This window comes from Acetobacter senegalensis (genome assembly GCF_001499615.1).
Classification (GTDB): Bacteria; Pseudomonadota; Alphaproteobacteria; order Acetobacterales; family Acetobacteraceae; genus Acetobacter; species Acetobacter senegalensis.
This window is the reverse complement of sequence record NZ_LN606600.1, coordinates 3,124,631-3,143,583: the sequence shown is the minus strand read 5'-3', so window position 1 is coordinate 3,143,583 and position 18,953 is coordinate 3,124,631. Positions and strand designations below refer to the sequence as shown.

Sequence of the window (18,953 nt, the reverse complement as noted above, 5' to 3'; positions counted from 1 at the left end):
GTATCATTTCCGACACTATAGGCGTTAAAAGTGCGTTCTTGTCTGAAAGCATCATAGCGCTCACGCTTCTCCTGACTCAACACAGGAGCAGATATCATGCGGGCCATCGGTTATCAGACGCCGCTTCCCATCGAAAATCCGGCCTCTCTTCAGGACATCGATCTTCCAAAACCTGTCCCCACGGGTCGGGATATTCTGGTGGAAATCAGGGCGGTGTCGGTCAATCCGGTTGATACGAAAGTCCGCAGCAGCGCAGCACCAGAGGTGGGTCAGTGGCGCGTTCTGGGCTGGGATGCCGCAGGTATTGTTGTTGGAACCGGACCGGACGTGACGAATTTCTCTGTCGGCGATGAGGTCTTTTATGCGGGGGCGATCAATCGCCCGGGGACCAACGCCGAGTTTCATCTGGTTGATGAACGGATTGTTGGTCGCAAACCCCGCTCCCTGAACTGGGCCGAAGCCGCAGCCTTACCTCTGACCGCAATCACTGCCTGGGAGATGCTTTTCGATCGTCTGGACATTGGTCGGCCTGTTCCAGGAACGACATCGTCCGTATTAATCATCGGGGGCGCAGGTGGGGTCAGTTCCATGGCGATCCAGTTGCTCAAGGTTCTGACCGACATCACAGTTATTGCCACGGCTTCACGCCCCGAAACGCAGGACTGGGTCGCATCTCTCGGGGCAGATTACGTGATCGATCACAGCAAGCCTCTGGCCGCACAGGTTGCTGCCCTTCCTACGGGCGCTCCCGGCTTTGTCTTTTCCACGACGCAGACGGATCAACATTTGTCAGAAATCATCGAACTTCTTGCGCCCCAGGGACATTTCGGTCTGATTGATGATCCGGCTGATCTGAATGCCGTCCCTCTCAAAAAGAAAAGCCTGTCCCTGCACTGGGAGCTGATGTTCACCCGCTCACTGTTCGGAACGGCAGACATCAGCGCGCAGGGGAAGCTCCTGAACGACGTGTCGCGGCTCGTAGATGAAGGTCGTCTTCGCACGACGCTCGGCAAAAATCTTGGCGCGATCACCGCCGCCAACCTGCGGAAGGCTCATGCCCTGATCGAGAGCGGTCAGGCCAAAGGTAAGATCGTACTCGAAGGTTTCCCTGCCTGAATGGAGCAGATCATGACTGAAACAGCTAAAAACGCTCGTGGAAACCTGGTACAGGACCGGTGATACGACACTCCTTTCTGATGGAATTGTCTGGAGTGTTCTTCCGACCTTCCCTGAAGGTGGGCAGTATGTTGGACGAAAAGCTGTGGAAGAGCAGTTTTTCACCAGGATCATGAAACATTTTTCGGATTACGTGACACTTCCACACAGCGTCACCGCCAAAGGAAAGAGGGTCGCGACAACAGGTGTTTACCGCGTGCGAACAGCGCGTGGGCAGTCAGGCGATATTGCCTTCGCGCATCTCTGGACCGTGGAAAACGGAGAGATCACGGCACTGCATCAGGTCGCCGATACTGCCGCCATACAGAAACTTCTTGGAAGTGGAGAACTGGTGTTATGAATGACGAAGAGCATCTGATGACCTTGAACCGGACGGGTGGACGGTTCAACCTCAATGAAATTGCCGCAGCGTTCCCGGAAACGGCGGACACAATGCTGCTGGACACCTATCTGACCGACAAGCCTGAAGCCAGTATCCGGGTCTTCCGGATCTATCGGGATGTGCCGCCGCATTATCATACCCAGTGCGATGAAGTGCTTCATGTCCTGTCCGGGACAGGCACATTCTGGATAGATGATCCGGCTGACGAAGCCCCGTTTGCACCCGGCCATCTTCTGGTGTTCCCCCGTCAGGCTGTGCATGCCGTGCCCCGCATTCTGAGCCATCCTGTCGTTTTTCTCGCCATTGATACACCGCGTCGTGCACCGGACGACGTGGTGTTCGTCGATCCTGCCGCCGGCACGCCGTCCGGTTTTATTGCGAGGATCTGACGTCATGGGGCTCATGAAACAGATACGACGGCAGGATTTTTCAAAGAGAACTCTGCACAAAAGCGCCATCGCCGCTTTCATGGCGCTCGTTGCTGCGTGCGCGCACCTCGAACCTGTGCATGCCCAAAACATCAGGATCGAAGCGACCACTAAGTCAATGGACTGGAACGCCGTGGCGCTTGCTGGTGGTCATGTGTTTGTCGCAGGCCCTCGCTGGACCGGGTTTTCCGGGCCTGCCGTGGGTCTTTTGACGAAGAGCAAAGAGATAGAGCCGTTTCCGGATGCTGCCTGGAATGGCTGGAAACCCGGGCAGGATGCGACGCATCGGTTTGTTAGCGTCAATGCCCTCCATGTTGCTCCTGATGGAATGCTTTGGGTTGTTGATACTGGAACTCCCTCTTTTGGAGGCAGCCCCGTATCTGCCGGAGCCAAACTGGTCCGCATTGATCCGGCAACAGGTCATGTGCTGCGGATCTATCCTCTGGGTCCAGAAATCGCGCAGGCAGGCAGCTATATCGACGATATCCGTTTCAACGGGACGCATGCCTATCTGACGGATGCGGGCAAGGCAGCGTTGATTGTTCTTGATATCAGAACAGGCCATGCACGCCGCGTTCTGGACAACGATGTTTCCACACGCGCACGCACAGATCGACTGATTGTCATGGATGGGCACGTCGTGAAGACAGGTCCGCATCAGCCGCTTCTGGTGAATGCCGATCCGCTTGAAGTCAGTCCGGACGGGAAATGGCTGTATTTCGGTCCGCTTGAAGGGCCGTGGTCCCGCGTCCCGACAGCTTTGCTTGATGATTCGAATGTGTCGTCAACCGATTTGTCTGCTGCTGTTCAGCCTTGGTCTGATTTACCTCCCATCGGGGGGAGCGCCATGGATACCGCAGGAAATCTCTATTTCACCAACCTGAGGGATAATGGCGTTTATCGGAGAGACGTTTCCGGAAAGATCACGAGACTGATCTCGGATTTACGTCTGCACTGGGCGGATGCACCTTGTCTTGCTTCAGACGGTCGTCTCTGGTTGCCAATCGCACAACTGGATCGTCTTCCACAGTTCCATCAAGGGCAAGCCCGCAGTCACCAACCGTTTCTGATGGTGTCGATCGATCCTCACGTTACCCACACCAGAGATAAGCCATAAGTCTCAGTTTTGAGAGATTTTTCGTGTTTTTTGCGCCAGAAGTTTTTCCCCATCCGGTCTGATTTTACCCTCGGGAATGACATGTCGATACAACGTCTGGCGGCTGATCCCCAGTTCAGAACACAGATCTCCAACCTGGGTTTCAGGATCACTCATGGCGGCCTAAGCCAGACGAAGTTTGGCTCAGGTCATCTTGAAGGGACGGCCACCCTGCCGTCCTCGGGCACGTGCAGAAGCCAGACCTGCGCGTGTGCGTTCAACGATCAATTCCCGCTCGAACTCCGCCAGTCCGGCAAAGATCGCGAAGATCAAGCGACCATTTGCGGTGGTGGTATCGATCGAGGCTCCTTCGCCCGCCAGGACCTTCAACCCGACACCGCGTTTGGTCAGGTCTGGACCGTGCCGCTCAGCATCTTCGTCAGACGGGCATCGCGGTGCCCGATGACGTGCTTGCTCATGTAGCACCACTCGGCTGGGAGCATATTGGCCTGACAGGTGATTATCTTTGGGGCGAAATCGGGCCGCCGCGAGATAATTTCAGGCCTCTTCGGTTGCAATCCGGTTCCTAAAATCCTTAGCGTACGTTTTCGAACAGCCTCTCACTGCTCCCCGGTAATCTGAGCTGCCTTTCGCTAAACCCTGTCGTCCCCGTAGCCCAGCACTTCGATCACCCGGCATTCCTCGACCGTACCGCGCGCACACCGATCTAGCGAGCGTTGCAGCTCGGCGCGCAGCGCCACCAGCCTCCCAATCCGTCGGTCAATATTCTCGACGTGGCGGCGGGCGATAGCGTCCACCTCGCCGCAGGAACGCTCCGGCTGCTCGCTAAGCGTCAGCAACTCACGAATGTCGGCGATCTCGAAGCCCAGCTCGCGGGAATGACGAATGAAGTTGAGCCGGGCGAGCTCGTCCGCACCGAAGCGCCTTTGCCGCCCTTCCGTTCGTGCCGGTGTCGGAAGAAGCCCGACGCCTTCGTAGTAGCGGATCGTCGGCACCTTGACCCCAGTGCGCCGCGCCAACTCGCCAATCGAGATCCTCATGGTGCTTTTCCCTTGAAGCTCTAGTGGCTAGAGATTGTAGGGTGATCCCGAGAAGGAGTCACCCATGTCCGAGAACTGCTGCAAGTCCGAGACCGCCAGTTGCGCTCCGCCACCTCTGGTCGTGCCCACGAAAACAGTCACACCAACCGTCGAGGTGACGACATGCGGCACCGTCGAGGATAGCTGCTGCCCGAAGGGTGTCCCGGTCTTCGACGGTGTAGACCCGCGCTACAAGCGCGTCCTGTGGACGGTGATCGCGATCAATGGAGCGATGTTCGTGACCGAAATGGCGGCAGGACAGCTCGCTGGCTCGCAAGCCCTCAAGGCCGACGCACTCGACTTCCTGGCCGATACCGTCACCTACGGTTTGAGCCTGGCGGTGATCGGCGCGAGCCTGCGCACGGCGAGCCATGGCGGCACTCGCCAAGGGCGTCTCGCTGTCGCTGATGGCGCTGTGGGTGTTCGGGTCCACCGTCTACCACACGCTAATCCTCGGCGTTCCGCAGGCCGAGATCATGGGTGCGATCGGCGTCCTGGCGCTGGCCGCGAACCTTGCCTCGGTGTTCCTGCTCCTGCCCTACAAGGATGGCGACGCCAACGTGCGCTCGGTGTGGCTCTGCTCTCGCAACGATGCGATCGGCAACCTGATCGTCATGGGCGCGGCGCTCGGCGTCTGGAGCACCACCAGCGCATGGCCCGACCTTGCGGTGGCCGCGATCATGGCTGGCATCTTCCTGTCATCAGCGGTGCAGATCCTGCGGCAGGCATGGGGAGAATATCGAACCGACGCGACTGGCACGAAGGCAGCCGCCGCATAGGGTGAGGATCATGCGCCCATGTCCGCTTCCCGGCAACGCAAAGCGGGCCAGCCACGTCGTAGAAGTAGGCGACTGCAGTCTGCCCGCTATGCTTCCATTAAGACGACAGGTAGTTGTGGGGGCTGAATGGAACGTGGTCTGTAAGGTGAAATACTGACTCAGTCGACATTCATGTGCGCGTTTTTCACCATCATTCCCGTCTTGCTAACGGGCTTTTTGCGCGCCATATTCCTTGCATCGTCCGACACTGCTTATCAGATACGGAGGATTCCAAAATGCATTTTTCGCGGATGTTTCACGCTGGCGCTGTTGTCGCCACATTGGCTTTCGGGGTGGCTGCCATGCCAGCGCAAGCACAGGGTAATTTGCACGTCATTGATGCGCAGGGGCATCAGGTTGGCATTCTGGTGCCAGTCCAGAATATCCCCGCCACCCCCTCGATATCCGATATCGCGATGTTTGACGCCCTTGATCGCATGATGACACGCGATATCGCTGTCATGGAGGCTGCCGACCGGGAACTGACAGCACGACTGGTCAGCACGTTACGCGCCGTTCCGGCTATTGAGCACGGGCTGCCGAAGCAGGTCATGTCCGAACAGCGTGTCAAAGCTGTCAGTATCGGTGAGCCCAGCGCATCCTGTACGCAGACAATTATGATGACCTCGAACGGTCAGTCGGCGCCGATCGTTCATGTGTCGAGCACCGGAGGCAAGGCCTGCTCGACGCTTGTATCATCACTGACCGTTGGAAAGCCCGAGAGTCAAAAGCCTGAGGCCACGACCTTGACCCCCGCCGTGGATACGCGGACGGCAGGTTCCGTGAACGAGCATGCCGGGAGTGTCCTGTAAAAGCAGTCCCTTCCCGCAGGAACGAAGCGATGCGGTTCAAACGGACGGTGAACGCTTTTGATCTGTGTCGTGTCCTGCATGGCGATACGCTCCGTTGTGGGAAAGCCCAACAGAAGACGTGAAACAGTATAATTCAGTTATTGGATGGGAAAACGGTTATGGATGATATTTCCATGAAACGTTCCTGGCACAGCAGGGACTGGTCCCGCCTCATCAGACTGTTCAGCGGCCTGACATTCTATGAGCGCTTTGAACAGGCGATCATCTTGACCCTGATCGCGCTCATTATGCTGGTCAGCGCCGTTGCGACGATGCATCTGATCGGGGCGGTCTGGCATCTGGTTGTCGACGTCGGGGTCGATCCTATCAACCAGACAGTTTTTCAGACGATTTTCGGTGCGATCTTTACTGTCATCATCGCCCTTGAATTCAAGCATTCCTTGTTGGTCGTTCTTGCCCAACATGAGAACGTCATCCGGGTGCGGACCATAGTTCTGATCGCCCTGTTAGCGATTGCCCGCAAATTCATCCTGCTGGATCTGCATGAGGTAACCGCCGCAGAATTGTTCGCTCTTTCAGCCGCTGTTCTGGCTCTGGGTATCGTATACTGGTTGGTTCGCGAACAGGATGCACGCGTCGCGCGAGATGCCCGGGAACAGGCACGTCTCGAAGACACTGCCCCGTCCTGCCGCAAGGCCAGATATCCCTCGGCCTGAACTGTCAAGGAGAAGGCGGCACGAGAAAGTGCCACCTTCTCCTAAGGTTCATATTACATGACGTGCGACGAAGGCGTATTCTTTGTTGTCTCCTGGCCTGATCGGCTCAGATGATCTGTGTTGATCGCCCGGAAGGGCGGGATGGGCTGTCCGGGATAATAAACCGGCCCATTATAGTTCTGATCCAACTGGCTTTCATTCAGCCGGTCAATCAGCATATCGCCTGCGCCGTCCACATAACGAGTGCGCGGCTCGCTTTTTTGCGTTGCAGAAGTCGACGGTGCCGTTCTTGCATCGAATGATGTCTGGGTCTTCCGGGTAACACCATCAGCATATGCACCCGATTGGCACAGCAGAGGCGCAATCAGGGCCAGGCACGACAAAACTCCTCTCATTCTTTTCATGCTCATGATCTTTCGAGACTTCCCCTGATCGTTCAGCCGACCGGGGAAGAGTTTTTGTCACGCCATCAGGCAGCCTCTTTCTGCGCCTCAATCTGAGGCACAACTTGCCCTGCAGGCGTCGTGGACGACGTGATTGCGATACGGCGCGGTTTCAGCGCTTCCGGTATCTCACGCCTCAGGGTGATGGACAGGAGCCCGTTCTCGAAGCGGGCGTCGGTGACTTTCATATGCTCGGCCAGAGCGAAGCGACATTCGAACTCTCTGCCTGCAATGCCGCGATGGAGATACTTGATCGCGTCTTGCGGCTCGGGCGCCTTTCGCCCTGTCACGACCAGAGTATTACGCTCCTGCGTGATCGTAAGGTCATTCTCGGCAAGACCGGCAACCGCCATGTCGATCCGGTAATCATCCTCACTGGTCTTAAGGATGTCGTAAGGCGGCCAATTATCGACCGTCGGAATCCGGTTGGCGAGATCAAGAGCGTTCAGCATTCTGTCAAAGCCGATGCTTGAACGGAACAGGGGTGCAAAGTCAACAGTGGCTCTCATAGCCATATTCTCCTTTGAGCAACATGGACACAAGATTAATGCAGCTTCTGACTGCACGCCGACCCCTTTCGGCAGCCAGCAATCTGTATCTGGATTGCCCTTCAGAGTCTTCAAGAGGCGAAAATGAAAATAACACTGTATCCCCGACTCTCCCTATATCGTGGATCTGAAATACTGCGGCTTAGAGAAGAAACGTTGGAAGAACGACGTCTGCTCTCCGAAAACTGATGCAGGCCTTAAAATGTCGATAAAGAAGGCGAAATCCGACATTAGTGCTGGCTGACATCGACCCATTCTGCGCCAACAAGTTCCACCAGTTGCTCCGGCGTCAGACATACGGAACTGTTCCGATCACCTGCTGCGGGCCAGACTTCGTCAAACGCACGCAAGGAGATGTCGCAGAACACTCTGATCGGCTGCGGCAGCCCAAAGGGGCACACGCCACCAACGGGATGGCTTGTCAGTTCCAGTACCTCGTCCGCAGGCAGCATGCGAGGCCGGTTGCCGAACGTATCCTTCGTCTTGCGGTTATCCAGCCGTCCCGTCCCGTCCCGGCCATGACAACCAGGATCCGCTCATCCCCGACTTTCAGTGCGAGCGTCTTGGCAATCTGCCCTTCCTCCACACCCAGCGCCTGAGCGGCTTCCGCCACTGTCGCCGTGCTGTCTGTCAGCACCACCGGTTCGATATCGGGTGCATTTACCTCGAAAAATGCCTGCACGGACTCCCGGCTCATCTCTTCCCCTCCACAATGCTGGAAAACTGTTGGTCGTCCGGATGATTACACATCCTGCATTTCTCGGACACAATCACAGATCGGTTCAGAACGGCGCCACGCGAAAACTGCCAACATCAATCATGAAACTTCCGTCTGCCTCAATCCCGAAATAGCGCTTCACCGCTTCCGGCGCGGCCTGCTGCAGAGAACGGATGGCCACAACCCGCTCACTCGGGGTTTTCGTGCGTGCCACCCAGCTTGTGAAATCCATACGCAGGCGATGGGTCTGAAAGGCCTCCAGAGCAAACCCCGCCTGTCCCAGAAAAGCCGTCCATTCGGCAGATGAATAATCCCGCACATGCGAGACATCACGCAGCAGTTCCATCGACTGCAGCCAGCTATCCAGCAGGGCAGAAGATGGAGCCGTCACATCAATGAACAGAACCATGCCTGCAGAAGTCAGGACACGTCGAGCCTCCCGCAGACCTGCCAGAGCATCCGACCAGTGGTGGGTGGTAAAGCGACAGAACACGGCGTCAAAAGTTCCAGCGTCGAATGGCAGTTCTTCTGCAGGGGCCTGTATCGTCGTAACATTGTTCAAATTCCGCCGGGCCGCCTCGTGCGCCACGACCTCCAGCATCGAAGCGGTGATATCGCAGGCAACCACCTGTTCGACATGGGGCGCCAGACGGTAGGTCACGTGCCCTCCTCCACAGCCCAGGTCCAGAACGCGCCGCAGCCCTTTGCCCGCGACAAGACCTTCGATCCTGTCCAGATCGCTGCCCTGACTGTGCACTGCGCTGGCAACATAGTCCTGTGCCCGGTCGCCATAATGCCTTGCTGTGTATGAATCCGTCATCTTTTCTCACCTGCCTCTTATGTAATCTGCGACGCCAGATTGCCGGGTACAAAAAGAAGGGATAAGGTCTCATTTTATACTGGTATAAAAACCACCATCATGAACCTTCCTTCTGAACAGCACCGCTCCCTTGGAGCCTTTCTGCGTGCGCGGCGTGACACCCTGTCTCCCCAGGACGTTGGATTGCATGTCTTGCCCGGACGGCGGCGGGCACGGGGGTTGCGGCGGGAAGAAGCCGCCCAACTCTGTGGTATCAGCACGACGTGGTATACGTGGCTGGAACAAGGGCGGAATGTCTCCTGCTCGACGACGACACTGGCGCGTATTGCCACGGCTCTGCATCTATCCCCTGCCGAAAGGCTCTATCTGTTTGAACTGGCACAGTTGAAGGATCCCGATGCCTCACGGCCAGTCACCGCATCCAGTCTTCCAGAACCCGTCCGGACTTTCCCGGAGCAGGTAACCATGCCTTGTTATGTGCTGGATCCCCTGTGGAATGCCTGCGTCGCCAACAAAGCGGGCCGGCGTCTCTTTGTTGGATGGCTGGACAGTAATGAGCGCAACCTGCTGCGCTATGTCTTTCTCGACCTCCAAGCCCGAACCTTTCTGGATGACTGGGAAGGCAGTGCCCGACGGGTTCTTGCCGAATTCCGGGCTGCCAGCATCCATGGCGACACGCATCTGGTGGAAACACTCGTGCAGGAGCTTCGATCCCGAAGTCCGGATTTTGAACGGCTGTGGCACAATCAAAGTGTATTACTACGAGAAGGCGGCCCTCGTCGGTTTCAACATCCGACTGATGGTCCATTGGACTTTGACCAGACTACTCTCACCTTCACGACATGGCCACACTACCAGCTGGTAGCACTGAAACCACGATGAACACTTTCGAAATCTTTCTTCCACATTATGATTTTTCTGAACATCACGCGATTATCATTCGAGGTCAGGCATCTGATATTCTTGATGCCGTTGCAGCTTTCCGCGTACAGAATGATCCCCTTGTGCGCCAGATTATCCGTCTGCGTGAACTTCCTGGCCGACTGATGAAGCGCCTGTCCGCCCCGCCACTGGATCTTGACGATTTTACGCTTTTGGCGCGTACCCGACACGCACTTACCTATGGTCTGGTCGGAGCGTTCTGGCATCCCGATTATGGACTGCGCTCCATTCCTTCTCCTAACACTTTCATGGCTGGACAGCAGGGAGATCTCTGTAAACTGGTTCTTGGTTTTACTGTCGTTCCCATCAGCAAGAGCAAGTGCCGCCTTATAACCGAAACACGTGTTCTCTGCCTCAGTGACAAGGCCCGACAACGCTTTACGCCGTACTGGTTTCTGATCCGCCCCATCAGCGGGTTACTACGCAGCCGCATGCTCTGGAATATTCGCAGGATTGTTGAGCTGCAGTCATGAAGTCGTATCCCGACTTTCAGCGCCGCATTTCGCAATCCCCAGAAAGGCCGCTATGGTTCCGGCCAGTCTCACCATTTCCAGAGCAGTTTTATGATACCTGCCGGAAGTCTCTGTCCTTACTAATGTGAAAATAACAGCGTAATAAGGCGGCTCGGGCATTTCAACGGTACTCATGAAAAGCCAGCCTTTTGCGGTACAAGTAGAGAGAAACTCTCCAGAAACACTTTGATCCTGTCACGATTTTGAGGCTCAGACAGCACTTCGGATATTTGGTTGGACGTCAAGTTCATGAGACTGAACCGAAGAAAAAGATCACAGGAGAATTTACTGCTGACCGTGCCGAATACAGTGCGCAGATCGGCAAGCATATCGTCTCCCCGATGCGAAGCATGCATCAGGGCAATCGGCTTTTCAGTAAGAAGATGACCGGAGACAAGCCAGTCAATGGCATTTTTCAGTCCTCCGGGAATGCTGCGCACATATTCCGGGCTGGACACGATCAGACCGTCACTCGCAGCGACCTGATCCATGAAGGTACACACTTGTGGCGGAAGTTCACCCGTTTCCAGGTCTGGCGAGAACACCGGAAGCGCACTCACCTGATCAAATACTGAGATAGAAAATGTCGCTGGCGCCATGAACGACAGAGCGCGCAGCATCGCAGTATTTGTCGAGTTGTGTCGTGCGCTTCCTGAAATAGCCAATATTTTCACGATAATGCTTTAATTATCATATTCATATAAAACCCTGGAGCTATGGCTGTCGATAACACCTCATTCCGAGGTATGGATTATCTTACCTGTCGGCATGACTTTTGCATAGGCGAATGCCAACGCCGCCATATATGCAGAATGGACCTGATTTGCCGGAACTTCTGTCCGGTTGAACTCCAGATCACGCGTGGCGATCGCGTCATGCACCCCGGTCACGTCGCATCCGAAGTCAACCGCAGCACGGACGGTCGCGTCGATGCAGACATGGCTCATTGCGCCTAGAATGGTCAGTTTCCGAATTTCCCGCTCATCAAGAAGTGTTTTAAGGTTCGCATCCCGGAATGCGTTCGGATGGTGCTTGAGAACTACCGGCTCCCCTTCCTTCAGCAGGACAAGCTCGTTGATCTGTGCGCCATATTGCCCAGTGAAAAGAACAGAGTGCCCGCCAATGCCAGCCCGACCCCGGTAAGACTTCCTGGCTGCTGCCCTCCCCCATGATCTCCGCCGGCTCTGTTGCACAAATCAGCGATATGAGCGGGAATAGGTCTTTTATGACCCTCTTTTACTGGACGGCGTGTGTGAGAGGGATTCCGAGTGCTGTAATTTGGTTGAGTATGGCGACGCGGACGTGAACCTCCGTGACCTGACGGTCGAAATCCTAGGCCGTCAGACGCTGCCCCAGCAGTTTGATGCAGTGCATTTTCGTCTCGATACGGCTTCTTCTATGATAACCGCTCCATCTGGAGGGTTCTAAAAACCCCATGGTTTATGTGCATGTCTATGATTCCATGCCTCCTATGGTGATTGGGTGGGTGACTAGCAGTCAGGTTATGAGACGTCATTGGGATGATGTAGCGTGGGAAATACCGTGTTACGCTCTATGGTTTTCTTCCGTCTGCAGAGAGAACGAATGATGCTTCAGATCCATCTACAGGCACGCACGACACCAGCCGTCCGGGCTGACATAGCGCGTTCATCAGAACCGGCATCCGTGCTCGCCAGACGCTACGGGATCAGCGATGAAACTGTCCGCAAGTGGCGCAGGCGTGATTCAGACGCCTGCCAGAACCACAGCAGTCGTCCCTGGAAACTGACCTGGAAAGCCTCGGAGGAAGAGTGCGGCATTTCCTGCCTTATATATCGGGACAGCATCTGGCGTATTCTGAAAGATGCTGGATTGAACGGGCTACCTTCTGCCCCAAAGACCGCACCAGTTCGGGAACATTCCGGGATTACGATCCCGGTTATGTCCATATCGATATGAAACATCTTCCTAAATTGCAGACGGCAGATGGAGAACGATAGATGCTCCCGCTCGGTCCATCTGGCCGTCTATGACGGGGAGAATGCCGATAATTCCTTCGATTTCCTCAAAGCTGTCAAAACCGTCTTTCCGTTCCGGATCACCCATATTCTGACCGATCGTGGCTCCTGCTTTACGGCGGATGCCTTCGAAAAAGCCTGTCAGGACATGGGAATCGACCGACGTCGGACCAAAGCTTACTCTCCTCAGACCAATGGAATGGTCGAACGCTTCAATGGCCGTGTCACGACAGAGATGTTGCCGGTCTGTGTCTCAAGCCATAAGGATCTGGAAATTCTACTCAGAGGCTTCTGTTTCGCTTACAATTATCGCTCGCAGCGTGTTCTGGGTGGCGTATCTCCTGCCAAGCGTATCTCCTCATGGCTTGAAAAACATTCCGCGTCCCGTAATCCTGATCACATCAAACAGGCTAGTCGTGACATCATGAAGCAGGTCGACGAAATCCTCGATTATGCCAATGACGTCTCACAACCTGACAGCTAGCGGGGTTGCGTTTCGGGATCGGGGCGATGCCAGCCGGTCGGCGGCGTTCAGTGCTTCATGAGCGGTTGGAGCAGCAGGTTCTGCCTCTCTTCGAGAGGTGTGTCCTGTCGTTCGATTTGGCGGCGTCACAGGCTTATGCCGCGCAATGGCGCGAGCCAGGTTTGAGGGGCGGGCGATCGGGAAGGCGGATTGCTATATCGCTGCGACCGCCGCATCCCGTGGTTATCTCGTGGCCAGCCGCGACGTGTCGCCGTTCGAGGCAGCCGGTGTAAGAGTTCTCAATCCGTGGGAAGATGCCTGATGTCCGAGACAGACCCGGCAGCGCACGCGTTTGAGGATATGTGCGTTGCAATGACACCCAAGTGTTATGGGAAGAGGATACGAGACGAAGGTCCGGATGCAAACGAGAGGCAGGAAGGGGTTTTCCTGCAGGTGGTCGGAGACATCTGGATAGAGCGGCAGGCGCTAGCATGCATCATCGGTCAAGCCAAAAATCGACGGGATCAATGATTCTTGCTGTTTTTATCGGAATCATTCTCTGATCTGGCGGTGATAGACCAAGAATTATCCTGATAGCTGCTGCCGCTTAGATTGATCGTTTGCGACGGTATTTTTTGCCGTAGGTATCACGGGAAAAAGGGGCTCGGTAGATTTACCCGGACCTTGACACTTGGCAAAGGCTTTCAGGACCGTATTGCCAATCTCTTCGTCGTAGGCGGCAAAAGGGACGCGAAAGACGCGGCCTTCGTTCTTGTCCAGCCGCCACGTGGAATAATTACCGGAAATGGAGCATTTAGATGCTTTGACAACGATATCAGGCTCTAATTCGTAACACCAGGAAATAAAAACACGGTCCGTTTTCTTCCAAGCCATCTCCCTCAATTTATAGCCGTAGGTACTGGCAACTTCGTCCCAGAAGGCGAGACGCCGCTCGGTAGAAGCAGCTTTCATTGCTATGAGTTGTTCTCCGTCGATTGGAATGTGAATGGGCGGTCTACAATACTCACTGGTGTCAAGAGCTTGTCTTACGTTTGCGCTGATCCATTCGGGCGTCACATCGCGTGCCGCATGGATCGCCAGCCCTCGCCGCGAGAAATACATTCCCCCCCATATTTCCTCGGAGATAATGGTTATGTATCTGTCCGTACGATTGACCGAACACGACTTGCGCTTCGTGCCTGGAGGGGGGACTTTAGCGAATTGTTTCGGCTTCTTCATCACGACACCGGGTTAATGTTGAATGTCAGAGACTTGCCGTTGGCAGCGGAGACGTCGTTCATGGCGTCGTGGTAGACTCTGCAGAGAGCTTTCCTCTCTGCGCGCGTCTGGTCGTCTCTGTTCCAGGCTGCTTCACGGTTTTTATAGCCATAAGTCGCGGCAATCTCGTCCCAAAAAGCAAGACGACGTTCTGAAAAAGCTGTTTCCAGAGCAATACGTTTTTCTCGATCAAGGGAAACATCCGGAGCAAAACACTCTTCAGGGATCAGAAAACGGCTTGCCAAGAGTGCGTCTCTTGTCGTTTTGCCAAGCCATACTGGTGTAATAGCGTCGCGAGGCCTGTGTGTTGCAATACCTTCAGGCGAAAAATGAGATCCTCCATAGATATCATACGAATAAATTGCGATGTAACGATCTGTCCAAATGATCGCACAATGCTTCTGTCTGGTACCATATGGTCGCAGTTTGGGAAGAATACACGGTTTGCGTCGACGTCTCACAGTGAAGTGCCCTACCCCTGAACAGTATTGATTGTGAAGGACAGGGACTTACCAGATTAAGTTTTCTGCCTTAGGCATCACGGGAATAAAGGCTCAGTAGATTTGCCCGGTCCTTCACATTTGGCAAAAGCTTTCAGGACGGCCTCACCGATGTCCCTGTCCGAGGCGTCGATCGGAACAGAAAAACACGACCTTTATCGCGATTAGTGGGCCATGCCGAGTGCCCTCCACCACGAGAGCTTTTTGTGCTTAACAATTCGATATCATTCGTCGAATCAAACCGCCATGATGCGGCTACGAGGTCAAACTTTTTCCAGGCCACATCACGACTTTTGTAGCCATACGATACAGTAATGTCATCCCAGAACGCAAGACGGCGTTCGTTGGAGGCTTCTTCCATGGCAATCCGAGCCTCTCGGTCAAGAGAACCTCCATCGATGGGTGTAAAACTCTCACTGGTCTGAAGTGCCAGGCGAACATTCCGACCGATCCATTCGGGGGGGACGTTCCTTGGTGCATGAATGACGTGGCCTTTCCGGGAAAAATAAATCCCATACCACACTTCCTCAGAGTCTACGGAAATCCATTTATCGGTTCGCCTGATGCTGCAACTTTTGCTACGTATGACAGCCATGATCAGCTCACCGTATCAATCTGGATTGAAATACTCTTTTTTAATCTTTCAGGCATAATTGGGTTGGCAAGCATCCAAGGCTTGTAGAGCAACGGCTCCAAGCGCTTCGTCGGAAGCATTAATCGAAACATGAAAAACTTTACCTTGGTTTTCATTTGTGCTCCACGCTGAATGGCTTGTTCCTCTTCCCCTTGAAGCAGAAAACCTTATCTGATCTGTTTGCTCACACTCCCAGTTAGCAAAAACAAGCGCTGATTTGGTCTGCGCTTCTCGCCAGTCCTTGAAGCCGTATTTCTCCTGAACACGTGTCCAAAAATCCATATAGACAGGAAAAGATTTTTTGTCTTCCTCAAGGTTTTTTTCTCGTGGCAGAGGATATTCTCCCCACTCAACGACATAGTCCCGACTTGTTTCCAGAGCTTTACGAAGGTTTTCTCCAATCCATTCCGGATTAGCATCCTTGTGGTCGATAAACGTGGACCATCCAGTGGTGGAAAAGAAACTTCCTCCACGAGTATCCATTGAAATTACAGCAATATATTTACGGGTTCGTATTAGATGAGCACGAGCTTTCCGAACACGGACTTTTGCATCACTCATATTCAACCGATATCCTTCACTTTGAAATCAATGGTTTTGCCAGTTCCGGTAACTCGATCGTTTGCTTTCTGAAGAGCTTGGCATATTGCTTTCCATTGAGAATCCGTTGGTTCTGCAGGCACACCAAGATCAAGCACATAATGATCAATATCATTTTGAGCAAAGGAGAGCGTCGGGCTTGTAGGTACATTGGTGGTGTAGCGATAAGTGCCACTATCTTCATCATATCGTATCATCTGCTGGACGTCGGCAAGTAGACGGCCTTGAATTCGCTTTATGAATTGAGCAGATGGCGGAGCACTATTGCTTCTATCTTTATAAGTTGATGCATTAAGATCGATTGTCTTATCACTGATAGCAGTTTGAGAATCACGATTCCATTCGTCGAAAGTTCTCCAGTTACTACGATCAGAATTATAGTCGGCCAACCAGAAATATCCTTCGCTCTTTAGTCTCTGAGCATCCCAGACTTCAAAGGGGTTTCCTTGTGCCTGGATACCATTTCCTTGGGATACCCATTGCACACCGTCTTTCCATTGAATTGTTGGCCGTCCTGCCATCTGGCGACCGTCTACATTATTTGCGGCGGCAATATCGCTATTTTGTACGTCTTCTGAATGTTTCCCTTTGAAAGTCGGAACATCACAGGGATCCTTATCCCCTTCCTGAATGACATCATTAATATTGTTCTGGACGTCTTCCTGATCGGCAACAGCTTCGACTAATCCAGTACCACCAGTTGATATTACCTGACGAAACTGATCTGCTGTCCCGGCATCGTTCATCATGGGATCTGTCAAAGCACTTGCGAGCACGGCCTTGGCCTGATTAATGGACAGAGAAATATTTTCGATGATTTGCCCATAGGAAGCGGTGCCAGCTATCGGCTGATAAGCTGCGGCTTCTGCGGCGAGTTGATCGGCTGTCTGGTTCTGTATGGTGGTGGTCCAGGCATAGGAGAGATTATACAGGGCTGTGCCTGCGGTCTGGAGTGCGGTAGTATCCGGTGGGAGCTGCCCCCAGTAAGTTGTCTGGCAGTTGCCAAACGAGCAACTATATAAGTTTTCTGCCGTAGGCATCACGGGAACAGGGGCTCTGTGGACTTGCCCGGCCCTTCGCATTTGGCAAAAGCTTTCAGGACAACCTCACCGATGTCCCTGTCCGAGGCGTCGATCGGAACAGAAAAAACGCGACCCTCATTGCGGTTTCTGGGCCATGCCGAATGCCCACCACCACGAGAGCTTTTTGTGCTCTTCAACATGATCTCATTGGTTAAATCAAACCACCATGATGCAAACACGAGATCAAACTTCTTCCAAGCCAAGTCGCGACTTTTGTAGCCATACGATACAGTAATGTCATCCCAGAACGCAAGACGGCGTTCGTTGGAGGCGTCTTCCATGGCAATCCGAGCCTCTCGGTCAACAGAGCTTCCGTCGATGGGCGTAAAACTCTCACTGGTTTGAAGAGCCAGGCGAACATTGAGACCGATCCACTCGGGGGTGACATCCCTTGGTGCATGAATGACATGGCCTTTTCGGGAAAAATATGTTCCATACCACACTTCCTCGGACTCTATGGAAATCCATTTATCCGTTCGCCTGATGCTGCATCTTTTGCTACGTATCGCGGCCATGATCAGCTCACCGTATCAATCTGGATTGAAATACTCTTTTTTAATCTTTCAGGCATAATTGGGTTGGCAGGCATCAAGGGCTTGTAGCGCAACGGCCCCAAGCTCTTCGTCGGAAGCATTGATCGAAACATGAAAAACTTTACCTTGGTTTTCTCCCTCATACCACGCGGAATGTCCTCCACCTTGGCCTCTTGACGCGAGGAGACGTATCTGATCCGTTTCTCCGTAGTCCCAGTTTATGAAAACAAGTGCTGATTTTGACATGGCGGCAAGATGATCTTTAAAAGCATATTCGTCCCTAATCCCAAACCAAAATTTCTGTTCTGCTTCTCGTGATCGTCTTTGTGTTTGTTCAAAGTCTTTTTGTGGGATTGGGCCGTCACCATACCATGGTTGAGAGTCGCGACTTGTGGTGAGTGCTTTACGCATATTTTTGCCAATCCAGATCGTCGATACTTGTTTTCTGGGGATGACAACAGACACTCCAAAGGGAGAGAATAAACTACTACCCCAATCGTCACGGCATATAACTGCGTAGTATTTACGAGTTCGAATTATATTTGCCAGCCGTGAGCCAGTTTTGTTGAATTGTTTATTCATCTTTATGTAATAATCCTCACAGCGAAATCAATATCTTTTGTACTGGTTCTCGAATCTTCGGCAACACGTTCCTTTGCGCGTTGAAGAGCTTTACATATTGCTTCCCACTGCTCATTCGTTGTCTCAACTGGAACACCTAGATCCAAAGAAAAGTGTTTGATTTGTGTTTGGGTTACCTGAAGAGATGTCCCGACTTTGTCAGAACCATCATTGTAACGATATGGTCCCAAATCGGACTCATAACGGATCATGTCTTGTACATTGGCGAGAAGTCTACCCTGTATATTTCTCATAACCTGATAAGACTTAGCTCCCATATCGATAGTCTTGTCGCTCACGGCTATGCCTGATGATGCCTGCCATTCGTCAATTGTCTTCCAGTTGCTTTTTGGTGTTTGATAATCTGCGAGCCAGTCATATCCTTGATCTTTAAGTCTTTGCGCATCCCAGACTTCAAAGGGATTTCCTTGTGCCTGGATACCATTTCCTTTTGATACCCATTGCACACCGTCTTTCCATTGAATTGTTGGCCGTCCTGCCATCTGGCGACCGTCTACATTATTTGCGGCGGCAATATCGCTATTTTGTACGTCTTCTGAATGTTTCCCTTTGAAAGTCGGAACATCACAGGGATCCTTATCCCCTTCCTGAATGACATCATTAATATTGTTCTGGACGTCTTCCTGATCGGCAACAGCTTCGACTAATCCAGTACCACCAGTTGATATTACCTGACGAAACTGATCTGCTGTCCCGGCATCGTTCATCATGGG

23 protein-coding genes and 6 pseudogenes are annotated in these 18,953 nt (G+C 53.4%); 13 read left to right on the top strand and 16 right to left on the bottom strand.

All coding sequences use genetic code 11. The features are described from left to right. Positions 1 to 96: 96 nt before the first annotated feature. From ASN_RS14660 to ASN_RS14645, 4 genes are read left to right on the top strand one after another with little or no spacing between them, the layout of a single operon-like run. On the top strand, positions 97 to 1,116 hold the full coding sequence (locus tag ASN_RS14660) for a zinc-binding alcohol dehydrogenase family protein (protein WP_058988599.1): 1,020 nt from the start codon (positions 97 to 99) through the stop codon (positions 1,114 to 1,116). 37 nt (positions 1,117 to 1,153) lie between these two features. Further along, entirely contained in the window at positions 1,154 to 1,516 is a 363-nt protein-coding gene (locus ASN_RS14655) for a nuclear transport factor 2 family protein (RefSeq protein WP_058988598.1), read from the top strand. Beyond that, positions 1,513 to 1,947 carry a cupin domain-containing protein gene (locus ASN_RS14650; RefSeq protein WP_058988597.1) on the top strand — a complete coding sequence of 145 codons (435 nt, stop codon included), beginning with the start codon at positions 1,513 to 1,515 and terminating at the stop codon, positions 1,945 to 1,947. Before ASN_RS14655 ends, ASN_RS14650 begins: the two co-directional genes overlap by 4 nt. 4 nt (positions 1,948 to 1,951) lie before the next feature. Then, entirely contained in the window at positions 1,952 to 3,103 is a 1,152-nt protein-coding gene (locus ASN_RS14645) for an L-dopachrome tautomerase-related protein (protein WP_058988596.1), read from the top strand. Positions 3,104 to 3,286: 183 nt separating this feature from the next. Here ASN_RS14645 and ASN_RS20625 read toward each other — a convergent pair whose 3' ends face one another. Next, on the bottom strand, positions 3,287 to 3,568 hold the full coding sequence (locus ASN_RS20625; protein ID WP_457851329.1) for a recombinase family protein: 282 nt from the start codon (positions 3,566 to 3,568) through the stop codon (positions 3,287 to 3,289). On the opposite strand from ASN_RS20625, the pseudogene ASN_RS20585 reads away from it, so the two are divergent. Next, positions 3,496 to 3,672 (top strand): annotated as a pseudogene (locus ASN_RS20585) (Tn3 family transposase); the annotation flags it as partial. The gene ASN_RS20625 and the pseudogene ASN_RS20585 sit on opposite strands and share 73 nt — an antisense overlap. Before the next feature lie 63 nt (positions 3,673 to 3,735). Here the strand turns inward: ASN_RS20585 and ASN_RS14635 are convergent. Continuing rightward, positions 3,736 to 4,143 carry a MerR family transcriptional regulator gene (locus ASN_RS14635; RefSeq protein WP_058988594.1) on the bottom strand — a complete coding sequence of 136 codons (408 nt, stop codon included), beginning with the start codon at positions 4,141 to 4,143 and terminating at the stop codon, positions 3,736 to 3,738. 64 nt (positions 4,144 to 4,207) lie between these two features. Between ASN_RS14635 and ASN_RS20490 the strand changes: the two are divergent. From ASN_RS20490 to ASN_RS14615, 4 genes and pseudogenes are all read left to right on the top strand, one after another. Further along, positions 4,208 to 4,492, top strand: a pseudogene (locus ASN_RS20490) (hypothetical protein); the annotation flags it as partial. A gap of 61 nt (positions 4,493 to 4,553) precedes the next feature. Continuing rightward, on the top strand, positions 4,554 to 4,961 hold the full coding sequence (locus ASN_RS14625; protein ID WP_269148857.1) for a cation transporter: 408 nt from the start codon (positions 4,554 to 4,556) through the stop codon (positions 4,959 to 4,961). A 275-nt stretch (positions 4,962 to 5,236) separates the two neighbouring features. Next, positions 5,237 to 5,812, top strand: a complete 576-nt coding sequence (locus tag ASN_RS14620) for a hypothetical protein (RefSeq protein WP_058988592.1) — start codon at positions 5,237 to 5,239, stop codon at positions 5,810 to 5,812. A gap of 158 nt (positions 5,813 to 5,970) precedes the next feature. Continuing rightward, a complete protein-coding gene (locus tag ASN_RS14615; RefSeq protein WP_058989366.1) occupies positions 5,971 to 6,528 on the top strand; it encodes a phosphate-starvation-inducible PsiE family protein in 558 nt (185 codons plus the stop codon). Positions 6,529 to 6,581: 53 nt separating this feature from the next. Here ASN_RS14615 and ASN_RS14610 read toward each other — a convergent pair whose 3' ends face one another. The 4 genes and pseudogenes from ASN_RS14610 to ASN_RS14595 form a co-directional block, all read right to left on the bottom strand. Then, on the bottom strand, positions 6,582 to 6,911 hold the full coding sequence (locus ASN_RS14610; protein ID WP_058988591.1) for a hypothetical protein: 330 nt from the start codon (positions 6,909 to 6,911) through the stop codon (positions 6,582 to 6,584). Between the two features lie 86 nt (positions 6,912 to 6,997). Further along, complete coding sequence (locus ASN_RS14605) at positions 6,998 to 7,480, bottom strand: Hsp20 family protein (protein WP_058988590.1); 483 nt, start codon at positions 7,478 to 7,480, stop codon at positions 6,998 to 7,000. 269 nt (positions 7,481 to 7,749) lie between these two features. Further along, a pseudogene (locus ASN_RS14600) lies at positions 7,750 to 8,216 on the bottom strand (YbaK/EbsC family protein). A gap of 85 nt (positions 8,217 to 8,301) precedes the next feature. After that, the gene (locus tag ASN_RS14595; RefSeq protein ID WP_058988589.1) at positions 8,302 to 9,057 is read right to left on the bottom strand and encodes a class I SAM-dependent methyltransferase; all 756 of its coding nucleotides are present in this window, start codon (positions 9,055 to 9,057) and stop codon (positions 8,302 to 8,304) included. A 99-nt stretch (positions 9,058 to 9,156) separates the two neighbouring features. On the opposite strand from ASN_RS14595, the gene ASN_RS14590 reads away from it, so the two are divergent. Next, positions 9,157 to 9,939 carry a helix-turn-helix transcriptional regulator gene (locus ASN_RS14590; RefSeq protein ID WP_058988588.1) on the top strand — a complete coding sequence of 261 codons (783 nt, stop codon included), beginning with the start codon at positions 9,157 to 9,159 and terminating at the stop codon, positions 9,937 to 9,939. Then, positions 9,936 to 10,472, top strand: coding sequence for a hypothetical protein (locus ASN_RS14585; RefSeq protein WP_058988587.1), 537 nt, complete (start codon positions 9,936 to 9,938; stop codon positions 10,470 to 10,472). The genes ASN_RS14590 and ASN_RS14585 overlap by 4 nt, the downstream gene beginning before the upstream one ends. 170 nt (positions 10,473 to 10,642) lie before the next feature. Here ASN_RS14585 and ASN_RS20290 read toward each other — a convergent pair whose 3' ends face one another. The 3 genes and pseudogenes from ASN_RS20290 to ASN_RS19295 all read right to left on the bottom strand — a co-directional run. Continuing rightward, positions 10,643 to 11,185: an NADPH-dependent FMN reductase gene (locus ASN_RS20290; RefSeq protein WP_058988586.1), complete on the bottom strand. Its 543-nt coding sequence runs from the start codon at positions 11,183 to 11,185 to the stop codon at positions 10,643 to 10,645. 60 nt (positions 11,186 to 11,245) lie between these two features. Next, positions 11,246 to 11,704, bottom strand: a complete 459-nt coding sequence (locus ASN_RS14575; protein ID WP_058988585.1) for an isochorismatase family protein — start codon at positions 11,702 to 11,704, stop codon at positions 11,246 to 11,248. Positions 11,705 to 11,747: 43 nt separating this feature from the next. Then, positions 11,748 to 11,927: pseudogene (locus tag ASN_RS19295) on the bottom strand (IS5/IS1182 family transposase); the annotation flags it as partial. Positions 11,928 to 12,098: 171 nt separating this feature from the next. Between ASN_RS19295 and ASN_RS14570 the strand changes: the two are divergent. Both ASN_RS14570 and ASN_RS20485 read left to right on the top strand, forming a co-directional pair. Continuing rightward, positions 12,099 to 12,992 (top strand): annotated as a pseudogene (locus tag ASN_RS14570) (DDE-type integrase/transposase/recombinase). Continuing rightward, a pseudogene (locus tag ASN_RS20485) lies at positions 12,989 to 13,293 on the top strand (VapC toxin family PIN domain ribonuclease); the annotation flags it as partial. The pseudogenes ASN_RS14570 and ASN_RS20485, both read left to right, overlap by 4 nt. Positions 13,294 to 13,556: 263 nt before the next feature. Here ASN_RS20485 and ASN_RS14555 read toward each other — a convergent pair. The 7 genes from ASN_RS14555 to ASN_RS14525 form a co-directional block, all read right to left on the bottom strand. Then, positions 13,557 to 14,210: a contact-dependent growth inhibition system immunity protein gene (locus ASN_RS14555; protein ID WP_157765195.1), complete on the bottom strand. Its 654-nt coding sequence runs from the start codon at positions 14,208 to 14,210 to the stop codon at positions 13,557 to 13,559. Continuing rightward, a complete protein-coding gene (locus ASN_RS14550; RefSeq protein WP_058988583.1) occupies positions 14,210 to 14,494 on the bottom strand; it encodes a hypothetical protein in 285 nt (94 codons plus the stop codon). Before ASN_RS14550 ends, ASN_RS14555 begins: the two co-directional genes overlap by 1 nt. An 898-nt stretch (positions 14,495 to 15,392) precedes the next feature. Next, positions 15,393 to 15,944: a contact-dependent growth inhibition system immunity protein gene (locus tag ASN_RS14545; RefSeq protein WP_157765194.1), complete on the bottom strand. Its 552-nt coding sequence runs from the start codon at positions 15,942 to 15,944 to the stop codon at positions 15,393 to 15,395. 2 nt (positions 15,945 to 15,946) lie between these two features. After that, positions 15,947 to 17,023, bottom strand: coding sequence for an endonuclease toxin domain-containing protein (locus ASN_RS14540; RefSeq protein ID WP_058988582.1), 1,077 nt, complete (start codon positions 17,021 to 17,023; stop codon positions 15,947 to 15,949). Continuing rightward, positions 17,023 to 17,580 (bottom strand): contact-dependent growth inhibition system immunity protein, encoded by a 558-nt coding sequence (locus tag ASN_RS14535; RefSeq protein WP_058988581.1) that lies wholly within the window; start codon positions 17,578 to 17,580, stop codon positions 17,023 to 17,025. Before ASN_RS14535 ends, ASN_RS14540 begins: the two co-directional genes overlap by 1 nt. A 48-nt stretch (positions 17,581 to 17,628) precedes the next feature. After that, on the bottom strand, positions 17,629 to 18,180 hold the full coding sequence (locus ASN_RS14530; protein WP_086898825.1) for a contact-dependent growth inhibition system immunity protein: 552 nt from the start codon (positions 18,178 to 18,180) through the stop codon (positions 17,629 to 17,631). Between the two features lie 2 nt (positions 18,181 to 18,182). Then, entirely contained in the window at positions 18,183 to 18,950 is a 768-nt protein-coding gene (locus ASN_RS14525; protein ID WP_058988580.1) for an endonuclease toxin domain-containing protein, read from the bottom strand. Positions 18,951 to 18,953 lie beyond the last annotated feature (3 nt).

Excerpts from the sequence above, each read along its gene's own strand:
- ASN_RS14660 (WP_058988599.1), top strand. The coding sequence starts at position 97 with ATGCGGGCCATCGGTTATCAGACGCCGCTTCCCATCGAAAATCCGGCC.
- ASN_RS14650 (WP_058988597.1), top strand. The coding sequence starts at position 1,513 with ATGAATGACGAAGAGCATCTGATGACCTTGAACCGGACGGGTGGACGG.
- ASN_RS14645 (WP_058988596.1), top strand. The coding sequence starts at position 1,952 with ATGGGGCTCATGAAACAGATACGACGGCAGGATTTTTCAAAGAGAACT.
- ASN_RS14635 (WP_058988594.1), bottom strand. The coding sequence starts at position 4,143 with ATGAGGATCTCGATTGGCGAGTTGGCGCGGCGCACTGGGGTCAAGGTG.
- ASN_RS14625 (WP_269148857.1), top strand. The coding sequence starts at position 4,554 with ATGGCGGCACTCGCCAAGGGCGTCTCGCTGTCGCTGATGGCGCTGTGG.
- ASN_RS14620 (WP_058988592.1), top strand. The coding sequence starts at position 5,237 with ATGCATTTTTCGCGGATGTTTCACGCTGGCGCTGTTGTCGCCACATTG.
- ASN_RS14615 (WP_058989366.1), top strand. The coding sequence starts at position 5,971 with ATGGATGATATTTCCATGAAACGTTCCTGGCACAGCAGGGACTGGTCC.
- ASN_RS14605 (WP_058988590.1), bottom strand. The coding sequence starts at position 7,480 with ATGAGAGCCACTGTTGACTTTGCACCCCTGTTCCGTTCAAGCATCGGC.
- ASN_RS14595 (WP_058988589.1), bottom strand. The coding sequence starts at position 9,057 with ATGACGGATTCATACACAGCAAGGCATTATGGCGACCGGGCACAGGAC.
- ASN_RS14590 (WP_058988588.1), top strand. The coding sequence starts at position 9,157 with ATGAACCTTCCTTCTGAACAGCACCGCTCCCTTGGAGCCTTTCTGCGT.
- ASN_RS14585 (WP_058988587.1), top strand. The coding sequence starts at position 9,936 with ATGAACACTTTCGAAATCTTTCTTCCACATTATGATTTTTCTGAACAT.
- ASN_RS14555 (WP_157765195.1), bottom strand. The coding sequence starts at position 14,210 with ATGAAGAAGCCGAAACAATTCGCTAAAGTCCCCCCTCCAGGCACGAAG.
- ASN_RS14545 (WP_157765194.1), bottom strand. The coding sequence starts at position 15,944 with ATGAGTGATGCAAAAGTCCGTGTTCGGAAAGCTCGTGCTCATCTAATA.
- ASN_RS14540 (WP_058988582.1), bottom strand. The coding sequence starts at position 17,023 with ATGCCTACGGCAGAAAACTTATATAGTTGCTCGTTTGGCAACTGCCAG.
- ASN_RS14535 (WP_058988581.1), bottom strand. The coding sequence starts at position 17,580 with ATGGCCGCGATACGTAGCAAAAGATGCAGCATCAGGCGAACGGATAAA.
- ASN_RS14530 (WP_086898825.1), bottom strand. The coding sequence starts at position 18,180 with ATGAATAAACAATTCAACAAAACTGGCTCACGGCTGGCAAATATAATT.
- ASN_RS14525 (WP_058988580.1), bottom strand. The coding sequence starts at position 18,950 with ATGATGAACGATGCCGGGACAGCAGATCAGTTTCGTCAGGTAATATCA.